The sequence below is a fragment of the Candidatus Thiothrix phosphatis genome, from assembly GCF_035668035.1.
GTDB classification, from domain to species: Bacteria; Pseudomonadota; Gammaproteobacteria; order Thiotrichales; family Thiotrichaceae; genus Thiothrix; species Thiothrix phosphatis.
This window is the reverse complement of the sequence record NZ_JAYMYJ010000125.1, coordinates 46,058-56,503: the sequence shown is the minus strand read 5'-3', so window position 1 is coordinate 56,503 and position 10,446 is coordinate 46,058. Positions and strand designations below refer to the sequence as shown.

General features: G+C 55.0%; 12 protein-coding genes. 5 read left to right on the top strand and 7 right to left on the bottom strand.

What is annotated here, in order from left to right:
* Positions 1 to 440: 440 nt before the first annotated feature.
* Positions 441 to 1,010 (top strand): hypothetical protein, encoded by a 570-nt coding sequence (locus VSS37_RS14685; protein ID WP_324696420.1) that lies wholly within the window; start codon positions 441 to 443, stop codon positions 1,008 to 1,010.
* Here the strand turns inward: VSS37_RS14685 and VSS37_RS14680 are convergent.
* The 4 genes from VSS37_RS14680 to VSS37_RS14665 form a co-directional block, all read right to left on the bottom strand.
* The gene (locus VSS37_RS14680; protein WP_324696418.1) at positions 1,007 to 1,843 is read right to left on the bottom strand and encodes a transglycosylase SLT domain-containing protein; all 837 of its coding nucleotides are present in this window, start codon (positions 1,841 to 1,843) and stop codon (positions 1,007 to 1,009) included. The genes VSS37_RS14685 and VSS37_RS14680 overlap by 4 nt on opposite strands.
* Before the next feature lie 87 nt (positions 1,844 to 1,930).
* Positions 1,931 to 3,127 carry a pyridoxal-phosphate-dependent aminotransferase family protein gene (locus VSS37_RS14675; protein WP_324696417.1) on the bottom strand — a complete coding sequence of 399 codons (1,197 nt, stop codon included), beginning with the start codon at positions 3,125 to 3,127 and terminating at the stop codon, positions 1,931 to 1,933.
* Positions 3,128 to 3,222: 95 nt separating this feature from the next.
* Positions 3,223 to 3,822, bottom strand: a complete 600-nt coding sequence (locus tag VSS37_RS14670; protein ID WP_324696416.1) for a DNA-3-methyladenine glycosylase I — start codon at positions 3,820 to 3,822, stop codon at positions 3,223 to 3,225.
* 25 nt (positions 3,823 to 3,847) lie between these two features.
* A complete protein-coding gene (locus VSS37_RS14665) occupies positions 3,848 to 4,951 on the bottom strand; it encodes an agmatine deiminase family protein (RefSeq protein WP_324696415.1) in 1,104 nt (367 codons plus the stop codon).
* Between the two features lie 175 nt (positions 4,952 to 5,126).
* On the opposite strand from VSS37_RS14665, the gene VSS37_RS14660 reads away from it, so the two are divergent.
* The gene (locus VSS37_RS14660) at positions 5,127 to 5,426 is read left to right on the top strand and encodes a hypothetical protein (protein WP_324696414.1); all 300 of its coding nucleotides are present in this window, start codon (positions 5,127 to 5,129) and stop codon (positions 5,424 to 5,426) included.
* A gap of 25 nt (positions 5,427 to 5,451) precedes the next feature.
* On the opposite strand, the gene VSS37_RS14655 is transcribed toward VSS37_RS14660, so the two are convergent.
* Both VSS37_RS14655 and VSS37_RS14650 read right to left on the bottom strand, forming a co-directional pair.
* Complete coding sequence (locus VSS37_RS14655; protein ID WP_324696412.1) at positions 5,452 to 5,988, bottom strand: pseudouridine synthase; 537 nt, start codon at positions 5,986 to 5,988, stop codon at positions 5,452 to 5,454.
* Between the two features lie 103 nt (positions 5,989 to 6,091).
* Positions 6,092 to 6,661 carry a hypothetical protein gene (locus VSS37_RS14650; protein ID WP_324696411.1) on the bottom strand — a complete coding sequence of 190 codons (570 nt, stop codon included), beginning with the start codon at positions 6,659 to 6,661 and terminating at the stop codon, positions 6,092 to 6,094.
* A gap of 217 nt (positions 6,662 to 6,878) precedes the next feature.
* Between VSS37_RS14650 and VSS37_RS14645 the strand changes: the two genes are divergently transcribed.
* Genes VSS37_RS14645 through VSS37_RS14635 form a run of 3 tightly spaced genes read left to right on the top strand, consistent with a single transcriptional unit; the run spans position 6,879 to position 9,701 of the window.
* The gene (locus tag VSS37_RS14645; RefSeq protein ID WP_324696410.1) at positions 6,879 to 7,118 is read left to right on the top strand and encodes a FeoA family protein; all 240 of its coding nucleotides are present in this window, start codon (positions 6,879 to 6,881) and stop codon (positions 7,116 to 7,118) included.
* Positions 7,119 to 7,121: 3 nt separating this feature from the next.
* Positions 7,122 to 9,434, top strand: coding sequence for a Fe(2+) transporter permease subunit FeoB (gene feoB, locus VSS37_RS14640; RefSeq protein WP_324696409.1), 2,313 nt, complete (start codon positions 7,122 to 7,124; stop codon positions 9,432 to 9,434).
* Positions 9,435 to 9,437: 3 nt separating this feature from the next.
* A complete protein-coding gene (locus tag VSS37_RS14635) occupies positions 9,438 to 9,701 on the top strand; it encodes a FeoC-like transcriptional regulator (protein ID WP_324696408.1) in 264 nt (87 codons plus the stop codon).
* Here the strand turns inward: VSS37_RS14635 and VSS37_RS14630 are convergent.
* On the bottom strand, positions 9,698 to 10,446 hold a 749-nt coding region (locus tag VSS37_RS14630; protein WP_324696407.1), incomplete at its 5' end, for an Lcl domain-containing protein. The two genes, VSS37_RS14635 and VSS37_RS14630, sit on opposite strands and share 4 nt — an antisense overlap.

The window sequence follows — 10,446 nt, the reverse complement described above, 5'->3', positions numbered from 1 at the left end:
TTGAGCGGCTCACATATTCTAAAGCCCCCGGCTTTGCCGGGGGATACTTACTATTCCGAAAAATAGCCATACCGCAAACAAACTAATAAATACATCACAAGCCAATCAACCTATTAACAAACAAACAGATCAGCAACTTTTCAAGCTAAAAGAAGACCTTGAAGAATATGCCATATTGATAGGCTATGACAGCGGAATATCAAATGAAACACAAGCAACCCGAACATCTTTTATAGAAAAAGATTGCAAAGAAATAAGGCAACTCACTAACGAAATCTCAATAAACTTGAAAGAGCACCAAACCAAAAAAGCCACCAGAAAAATAAATGAACTCGAAGATTTTCTTGTTTTCATTTCAACAAAACTACTATATATAGACAAGCTAGATATCCCCAACAACAAAACTTTCCACTAACCATAAAATATTAAAGGACTCAAACATGATCAATGACGACCATAGCCGAATCATAACAAAAATAACTGCTTTATCTGAGAGCGCACAATATAATCAAGAAAAAATCAAAGATTACCGTGAAAAAATTGCCGCCTTGCGCCAAGAAATCAGGAATATATCTCAAAGCCTCAAACAACAAGACTATGAGAATGGTTCTGACGAACTTGCTGAGTTAGACGCGGCTCGAAGTATAGCCATAACGATGGATTGTGACCTTCTCCGGTTTCATATCGATAAAATGGAAACAGCAGTTAAAGACAAAATGACATCCAGCGCATTAGAAGCACTGAACCCTATCCAAGAAGGTTTATCTCTTTTGAAAAAAAGAGTTGAATATATCAGCAATTTGGAAGACCTAATAAAAGCCTACAATGAAGAAATAGGCTTTAGCAAGAAGCTAAAGCAAATTGAAAAAATATTGGAAATAGATCAAAGTAATGATGAAACAACACCACCAAACCAAGAAGACGCGTTAGGCATAGACTCGGAAGAAGATAACAAATCTACGTGGACACCTACATCAACCGTCCAGCCTCGCCACACAACACTGCACTAGCGGGACTCCTTCACCAGCTGCGCGATATTCCACAGGCTGGGGACATATTCCACTGCCGCCTTGAGCGAGCGGTCGCCCGGATTCTTGCGGTGGACAGCATACAAGTGGTGGTAGAAACTGGAGAAATCCGCCTTGACGCCTTGCGCCGCCATCTCGGCCAGCATCCGCTTGACGTTGCCAGCCCCCCAGTTGAAGGCGGTGAACGTCAGCAGCCAGGCGTCGCTTTCGCCAAACCCGGCGACCTTGGCGAAATAGAAATGGTAACGGTGCAAATGCGCCTGTGCCGCCCGCGTGCTCAAGGTGGCGTCGGCGCGCAGTTGGTTGATGTCCGCTTTCTTGACGGCGGCAGGCACATAATCCAGCGCCTGGATTTCCCGCAACACCTCCGGCGTCAATTGCCAGTAACCATAGTCGGCTGATTTCCTGCCCTTCTTGCCATGCCATTGCGACTCCATGCAGGGAATCAACATAATGGTGTCGGGCATGCCCTGCAAATCCAGCGTGCGGGCGAAGGCATAGGAACGGACAAACGCCTCGTCATAGGCGTTTTTGCCATCATCATCCCGCCAGGTGATTTTGTTCTTCACCTGTTTAGCGACTTTTTCGAAATCCTGCTTGCCCTTACCGTGCAAGGCGTTGTTGAGGAAGTAGTCAAACAAGGCGTGCTGTTTGTCCGCCTGGGTTTTCAGCGAGGGCTTGCCCACCACTTTGTAGGCGGCTTTATACCCTACTGGTTCATTGGCGTGCGCCCCACCGACCAGCAGCAGGGCGACACACAGCGTCATCGGCAAACGCCGGGCGAAACGGCGCAAAACGGAAATTCCAGGCAGCATGCGGGAGTCTTGTAATAACGGGACAGGCGCAAATTCTACCGGATAATGCCGTCCAACGGCGTCTGTTTTCTACGTCGGTTTCAAGGTTTATGCCGACAGTTTGCGTTCCAGTTCCGCCATGCCCGCAGGCAAGTCCAGCACTGCGCCCGCCTTGCGCATGCTGGAACCGAACGCATGCAGGGTGCGGAACAGGTTGTAGCCACGGCTTTGTTCCCCCATCTGGCCGACGCGCAGGATATTGAGGCCAAAAGCACCGGAAATCTCCACCTTGTGAAGCTGCGACATGTAGGCGCGCACGGCGTCGGCGGAAACATGTTCCGGCACCACGATGCCGACCACCGAATTCAGGCGGTGTTGTTTTTCAATCAGCAGTTCCAGCCCCATGGCCTCAATGCCCGCTTGCAGGGCTTCGGAACAGCGCAGATGCCGGGCGAAACGCTGCGGCAAAGTTTCCTCACACACCAACCGCAACGCTTCGTGCAGGGCGAGGATGCCGGAAACCGGCGCGGTGTAGTGATAAGAGTTTTGGTTCCAGAACTTGTCGGCCAGTTGCGCGTCCAGACACCAGTGGTAAGGCAGGTCGGTGCGGCAGGCGATTTTCCGCGCCCAGGCTTCTTCGGAAAACGCCAGCAGCGAAACGCCTGGGATCGACGACAAACCTTTCTGCCCGCCAGTGATAATGGCGTCGACTTGCCAGTTGTCCATTTCCAGCGGCATGGTGCTGAGGGTGCAGACCGCATCCACAATCGTCAGGCAACCGTAACGCCGGGCGAGGCGGGCAATCTTTTCAAGGTTGCGGTTGCAGACGGTGTTGGACGTTTCCCCCTGCACCATGGTCACCACACTGAAACGCCCCTGTTGCAGGGCACGTTCCACCGCCTCCACACTAGCCCCTTGGTTATGGGGGGTTTCCAGCAGGGTTGGTTCACCGCGCACGCGCCGCACCATTTCCGCCAGCCGTTGGCTGAAATAGCCGTTGGTGATGCACAGCACCCGGTCACCAGGGGCCACCAGATTGGCCACGGCCATTTCCATCGCCGCCGAACCCGGCCCGCTGACGCCCATGACATGGCTGCTGGCGGTCTGGAACACATACCGCCCCATCTCCTTGACCTGCCCGATCACCCGGTTCATGGTTTCGCCAAGATGGTTGATGACGATTGAGTTGGCATCGGCAACCCGTTGCGGAATGGGCACCGGCCCGGCCCCCATCATCAGCAGCGGCTCATCCGGCAGGATATGGTCGAGCGGAACGATGCTGGGTGCGGGAAATGCGTCGATCATGGAAGTGACATCCTTCAGTTTTTTGTAACCGTTTTATTAAAAGGAAGCCAGTGTACGGCAGCGCAGCACAGATTGGGAGAGGGGGAACCCCTGGGTCAGGGCTTGCCGTTGAGTATTTCCTCACGCCGGAAACAGTCCAGCAGGTGGTCGTTCACCATCCCGGTCGCCTGCATATGCGCGTAGCAAACGGTGGAGCCCATGAACTTGAAGCCACGCTTCTTCAAGTCCTTACTGAGCGCGTCCGACTCCTTGCTGGTCGCCGGACATTCGGACAGCTGGCGGAAAGCGTTGACGATGGGTTCGCCCTCCACAAAGCGCCAGATATAAGCGTCGAAACTGCCGAATTCCTGCTGGATGTCGAGGAAATGCTGCGCATTGCTGATGGCGGCAAGGATTTTCAACCGGTTGCGGATAATGCCAGGGTTCGCCAGCAGTTCCTGCGCCTTGGCGTCGTCATAGCGGGCGACCTTCTCAGGATCGAAATTGTCGAACGCCTGCCGGTAGCCGCCCCGCTTGCGCAGGATGGTGTACCAGCTCAAACCGGCCTGCGCCGACTCCAGCAGCAGGAACTCGAACAGCTTGCGGTCATCGTGCACCGGAACGCCCCATTCTTCATCATGGTAGGCGACATAATCGGGCTTGCCCAGATCCACCCAGGCGCAACGGCAAGGGGCATGGTCGTGATGATGGGACATAATGGCTCCTCTGCCGGGGCGCTGCTCAAGCCAGCGCTTGGGGTTCCTGTTGGGTCGCGCAGTGGATGCTGCCGCCGCCAGCGGCGATGCCGTCAACATTCAACTGCTCAATCTTGCGGCCAGGAAAAGCTTGCTGGATGGCGTCACGCGCCGCCTTGTCCGCTTGCTGGTCGCCGAACTCCTGCATGATAACCGCCCCGTTGCAGACGTAAAAGCCGATGTACCCGGCAGCGAACTCATCATTCAGGAACTTTTTGCGGATCTCCATAGGGCCTTCCAATGAAATGACCTCCAGCCTGCCGCCCTGCGCATCGGTGGCGGATTTGAGGATTTCCAGATGGCGCAGCGTAATGTCATGGTCATATGAGTCCGGATCAGGGTCATACCCGGCCAGCACCACGCCGGGGCGGGCGAAACGGGCGTAAAAGTCGGTGTGGCCGTCAGTAATATCCTTGCCCTTGACGCCAGGCAACCAGATGATCTTGTCCAGACCGAGCAGCGGCATCAGCAAGTCTTCAAACTGCGCTTTGGACACGCCGGGGTTACGGTTGTCATTGAGCACGCAACTTTCGGTCATAATGGCCGTGCCGTGGCCATCCACTTCAATGCAGCCGCCCTCCATCACCAGTTTTGCGGGCAAAACTTCAACCCCCGCCTGTTTGGCGACAAAAGCTGCAACCTTTGCATCCTGGCGGTGGGTTTGCTTGCCGCCCCAACCATTGAAATTGAAGTTGACCGCCGCCTTGCCGCCCTGCGGGTTGAGGACGAAGGTCGGGCCTGTGTCGCGTATCCACAGGTCATCCAGCGGGGACACCACCAACTCCACCTTGTCGCTGACCATGCTGCGGGCGATCTCAAGCTCGTTTTCCCTCACCAGCAGGGAAACCGGCTCATATTGGGCGATGACATTGGCCAGCAGGGCGAGATTGCGGCGCGTTTCCGGCAACAGCTTCCGACCCCATATGGCCACGCTGGGGCCGAAAGCCATCCAGGTGCGCGCATGCGTTTCGCCTTCGTCCGGCATAAACCATGCGCCCTGGCCGCTATCGGCGGCAAAAGCGGCACGCCCCAAAAGCCCCCCAGCGGGCAACAGCAACGAAGAGGCCAGGAAACGGCGGCGGCTCATCATGATTTCTCTCCTGTCAGTCAATCAACAAGCGGATGGCGGCGGTTGGTTGGCAACTTACAATACGGTAACTTGAACACCCAGGCCATCATGGTCTATGCTGCAACGCAACAAATTAGGCAAAACTTACATAAATCGTCCAGAATACTGAACTTCACCACACTACAGGAGACGGCTGATGGAAAACCCAGTCATCAATATGACGGCAGACGACTTGATGGTCGTGCATAAGCATACCCGCAGCCTTGCCATTCACGTTGGGACAAATGACTCCCCACAAAAGAATCTGGTTTGCAGTTTTCTGGAAGACAACCAGGACATGAATGCAGCCGTCATTGCGCCAAATGAAGACCATCAGCACTTGGCGCGCCGCGTGGTTTCATTCCTCAGTGCCTATATGCGCATTAACGACGCCGATGAAATGAGGCGCGACATACTGCGTTGCATCGAAAACCTTCAATACAAACACCAGTTTTGAACAGGGTGAGGCAATCCGGTCATACTCAGGCGTCCCGCCATTCCCCACTGGACAAGCCATCTAATGTCCAAGTGCCGATCCGGTAGCGGATCAGGCGCAAGGTAGGGAAACCGATGGCGGCCGTCATGCGCCGCACCTGCCGGTTACGGCCTTCGCTGATGGTCATTTCCAGCCATGTGTCAGGGATCGATCTGCGCGCCCGAATCGGCGGGTTGCGCGGCCACAAGAGGGAAGGTTCAGGCATGACGCAGACACGGGCCGGGCGGGTCAGGCCATCTTTCAGCATCACCCCTTTGCGCAGCGGCTCCAGATCCGCGTCCGTCGGCGCGCCTTCCACCTGCACCCAGTAAGTCTTGTTAGTTTTATGCTTGGGGTTGGCGATTTTGTGCTGCAAGCCGCCATCATCGGTCAGCAGCAGCAAGCCTTCGCTGTCACGGTCAAGCCGACCGGCAGCGTAAACACCGGGAACCGGAATATAATCGGCGAGCGTCAACCGGCCTTCTTGGTCAGTAAATTGGCAGAGCACGTCATACGGTTTGTTGAATAGAAGAATGCGGGGCATAACAGGCACAGATTCAGCGGCAATGCCGCGTATCTTAACAAGTTATGCCCCGCCAGTTCGCCCCAATAGCCCCTAACTTTTTATATTTTGTGCTGTTCTGTCGTTATCCCTTGTGATGCAGCGCCTGCATGACCTTTTTATTGCGGATTTCAAGATTGACCCGCCCATTGCCCAAATCCTTGAGGGTGGCTTCATCGCCCTCCCGCTGCCATACCACTTCCTTGGCCGTCACCTCGTCCGGCTTGCCGAACAGGTTGAGAATCTTTTTGCCATGCGCGTCATACAGCTTTTCATAATCACCGGAGGTTTTCAGTTGCAACTCCAGACTGCACAACTGGTTTTCCACAAAGACCGCCTTGAAGAAACTCAGTTTCTCATCCCAAAGTTTGCCGACTTCACCGTTAACCGGTGCGGCGCTGCACTCTTCCAATGCATAAGCCTTGCGCTTGTCCCCCAAACCAGTTTTCCCAGGCGTGCATTGCATGGGCTTGTCTAGCAACGCTTGTAACTGTGCGCCTGCGTCAGCCCGTTTATCACCCAGTTTCACGGCATCCAACCCGTAACGCTCCAGCGTGGCGTCATCCGGTGCCGACAACATATCCTTTTCCAGCCGATCACACCCGACTACAGTGAGCAGAAGCAGCACAGAAAAACAGTAGTTCGTTATTTTCACAGTAGCCCTCATTTAAGCCTGGGTTGGAAAAGTGCCTCCCTGGAAACCCAGGGAGGAAAATTGTCGGAGGAGTCCACGACCTGATGCAGGGTAGTCAAGCCATGCATCACCGATTATGACAAGCCATTGAATAAAATGTTCAGTAGAACTTGAAGATTAAAAACATCTAATATAAATTTGAGAATCATTTTCACTTCTTTAGGTAGGTAGCCACAGCATGAGCCTTGCTGAAGCCCAACCCCTTTCCTGGCTGGCGGAAATGACCGCCGCGCACATCCATTCTGTACAAACGGACAACCCAACCCGCATTCGCTTGCTTGGCATGGGAATTGGCAAAGGCACCCACATTGAAGTCCTGCGCAACCGCCGCGGCGATATCGTGCTGGGTTCCGGCAATAACCGCATCAGTCTGGGCCGCTCCATTACCGACAAAATCATGGTGCATGTGCAGGAGTAAACCGTGGCGAAAGAATGCTGTAGCGCACAGGAAAAACGCTGCCCAAGGTCAGCCCTGCACAAGAAAATTGCATTACTGGGCAACCCCAACGCAGGCAAGACCACCCTGTTCAACCTGCTGACAGGTGCCCGCCAGCGCACCGGCAACTGGCCTGGGGTAACGGTTGAACGCAAGGAAGGCCAGTGCCGCCTGTTAGATGAAGAACTGCACGTTGTCGACTTGCCCGGCACTTATTCCCTGGATTTCAGCGACACCTCCGCCGATGAAGCGGTGGCGCGCAAATTTGTCCAGCAGCACCCCGAGCACCTGTACATCAATATTGTCGACGCCAGCACGTTGGAACGCGGCCTGTATCTGACCCTGCAATTGCGTGAACTCAATGTGCCGATGCTTGTGCTGTTGAACATGATGGATGTGGCGGAACGGCGCGGCAGGCAAGTGGATGCGCAGGCCCTGCACGAACGCCTCGGCTGCCCGGTCATTCCGGTTTCCCTGCGCAATGACAAGGATTTGGTTCCTGTCCATCACGCCATCTGCCACTACATCCCCAGCAGCTCCACCGTTCATTTCGACATCCCCTACCATCACAGTGTTGAAACTGCTATCCAGCACATTCAGGCGCAAGCGCAGGATATAGGCCGCGCCGATGCGCTGTTTGCGCTGCAAACCTGCAAGGTGGAAAAAAGCATTTACACCCTGCACCGCAAGATTGAGGACGAAAGCGGCGAAGATCTCGATTTCCTGCTGGCGGATGCGCGCTTCGACCTCTCCACCCGGCTGGCGCAGGAGGTGGTGCACGAACGTGGCAAAATCAGCCGCACGCTTTCCGACAAGGCTGACCGCTGGGTGCTGGGAACCTGGACTGGCATACCGATCTTCCTGGCGATGATGTACCTGCTGTTCCTGTTCAGCATCAATCTGGGTGGGGCATTCATCGACTTTTTTGACATTGCGCTGCAAACCATCGCGGTGGATGGGGTGCGGCACATGCTCGGCAGTTTTGCGCCCGAATGGCTGATCACGCTGCTGGCGGATGGCCTTGGCGGAGGCTTGCAGGTGGTGGCGACCTTCATCCCCATCATCGCCGCCTTGTATTTGTTCCTGACCCTGCTGGAAGAGTCCGGCTATATGGCGCGTGCCGCTTTCGTGATGGACCAGTTCATGCGCAAGCTGGGCGTTTCCGGCAAGGCGTTCGTGCCGTTGATTGTCGGCTTCGGTTGCAATGTGCCCGCCATCATGGCGACCCGCACACTGGACAGCCAACGGGAACGCATCCTGACCGTCCTGATGGCGCCGTTCATGTCCTGCGGGGCGCGGCTGGCGGTGTATGCGCTGTTTGCGGCGGCGTTCTTCCACGGCGGCGGCGGGCAGAACATTGTGTTCCTGCTGTACCTGACCGGCATCGCTTTCGCCATCCTTACCGGCCTGATCATGCGCAAAACCTTGCTGCAAGGTGGAGCGGACCATTTCGTGATGGAAATGCCGACCTACCAAATTCCAGGCTTGCGCAACATTCTGCTCAATACTTGGAACAAGCTGAAAGGCTTCATCGTCGGTGCGGGGAAACTGATTGTCATTGTGGTGACGGTTATCAATGTAATCAATAGCTTAGGCACGGATGGCAGTTTCGGCAATCAGAACACGGAAAAATCGGTGTTAAGTGCAGCCGCCAAGGCCGTCACCCCAATGTTCTCGCCGCTTGGTATCCACCAAGACAACTGGCCCGCCACAGTCGGCATCGTCAGCGGACTGCTGGCAAAAGAAGTGGTTGTCGGTACGTTGGACGCACTGTACGGCCAGATAGACGCGACTCCCGCCAACAACATTGCCGCAACTCAAGAGAAGCCTTACAGCCTCACTGCAGGCTTGCAGATAGCTTTCGCCACTATCCCCACCAATCTTGGGGACGCGTTGGGCAAGCTGGCCGACCCGCTCGGCTTCGGTGCCATCAATGAGGAGCAGGATGTCAGCAAAGCCACCTTCGCCGCCATGAACCGATACTTTGATGGAAAAATAGGTGCATTCGCCTACTTGCTGTTTATCCTGATGTACTTTCCATGCGTGGCGGCCACTGGTGCCATGTACCGTGAGGTTGGCTCCCGATGGACTGCATTGGGCGTGGCCTGGAGCACGGGGTTAGCGTATGGGGCCTCGACCTTATTCTACCAGTTGGCCACCTTTACCCAACATCCAGGAACGTCACTGCTTTGGGTGGTGTTGGTAGTCGGGGCGTTTGCAGTAGCGGTCTATGCTTTCCATCTGGCCGGACGCAAAGACAAGCAGACGCACACTGGCCTGCAATTGCGGATGGGGTGATGGATGTTGCTGGGCGAAATCCGTGCTTACCTGCAAAAATATGGCGTTGCCAGCTTGCAGGATGTGGCTACCCATTTTGACATCACGCCTGAAGCCGCCCAGTTTGCACTGGACTATTGGCGGCGCAAAGGCAAAGTGCGGGAACAAACTGCCGTATGCAGCACAGGGGGATGTGGCGGAAAAAATTGTGGCGACCCAAAGGCCGCCACAACTTACGAATGGACGAAACGGGATATTCCGCTTCGCTGGTTCCCATCCAAACCTTAGTCAGCAATCAAGCGTATCTGGTCATTAATCTGATTGACCATGTTGTGGTTTTTAGATTGCCCGTTGGACAGCTTGTTGGAGAAACTGATGACAACCCGTTGGGTTGTTTCTGCGCCTGTCACCGGAGTGGAAGACCAATAGCCATATACGTATGACCTGCCATCAGTATCGGAAGCATCAAAAGCCGTATTGCCCAAGTCAGTGTAAGCATAAGGCGGCGCAGATTTGCTGGTATCCAGCAAGCCCAACAGTTCAGCGGAGGTTGGCAAACGCCATGTTGTCTTGTTGCACAGACCCTTGCCGCTATTCATGGCATTGACCGCCTTCACATAGGAGGCTGTATCGCACTTGGTCAATGTTGAGCCAGAACCAGAACATGGGTTCGCCATGATGGCGCTTGAAGTGGCTGGAGTACCAGCAGCTTGGCCTACGCCATCGCCCCAGAAGTAGCCATAATCAACATCACGGAAATCAGAGTTTGCGACAACCGCAGCATTGGTCTTGACCTCCCAGAACTTGCCAGTTTGATTGTCTTTTACACAAGACAATGTCTGAACACCATCAGCGGTATACGTTGCGCCGCTAGCGTTCAATTTCGTGAACGTCTTTGCACTGGTAGTGCCGCCGGTGGTGCCGCCGGTGGTGCCGCCGGTGGTGCCGCCGGTAGTGCCGCCGGTAGTGCCGCCGGTAGTGCCGCCGGTAGTGCCGCCGGTAGTGCCATCACCTGTCGTCACAGAAGTGGAGC

Bases quoted from the DNA above. Each gene is read 5' to 3' on its own strand.
- VSS37_RS14685 (WP_324696420.1), top strand. From the start codon at position 441: ATGATCAATGACGACCATAGCCGAATCATAACAAAAATAACTGCTTTA.
- VSS37_RS14680 (WP_324696418.1), bottom strand. From the start codon at position 1,843: ATGCTGCCTGGAATTTCCGTTTTGCGCCGTTTCGCCCGGCGTTTGCCG.
- VSS37_RS14675 (WP_324696417.1), bottom strand. From the start codon at position 3,127: ATGATCGACGCATTTCCCGCACCCAGCATCGTTCCGCTCGACCATATC.
- VSS37_RS14670 (WP_324696416.1), bottom strand. From the start codon at position 3,822: ATGTCCCATCATCACGACCATGCCCCTTGCCGTTGCGCCTGGGTGGAT.
- VSS37_RS14665 (WP_324696415.1), bottom strand. From the start codon at position 4,951: ATGATGAGCCGCCGCCGTTTCCTGGCCTCTTCGTTGCTGTTGCCCGCT.
- VSS37_RS14660 (WP_324696414.1), top strand. From the start codon at position 5,127: ATGGAAAACCCAGTCATCAATATGACGGCAGACGACTTGATGGTCGTG.
- VSS37_RS14655 (WP_324696412.1), bottom strand. From the start codon at position 5,988: ATGCCCCGCATTCTTCTATTCAACAAACCGTATGACGTGCTCTGCCAA.
- VSS37_RS14645 (WP_324696410.1), top strand. From the start codon at position 6,879: ATGAGCCTTGCTGAAGCCCAACCCCTTTCCTGGCTGGCGGAAATGACC.
- VSS37_RS14635 (WP_324696408.1), top strand. From the start codon at position 9,438: ATGTTGCTGGGCGAAATCCGTGCTTACCTGCAAAAATATGGCGTTGCC.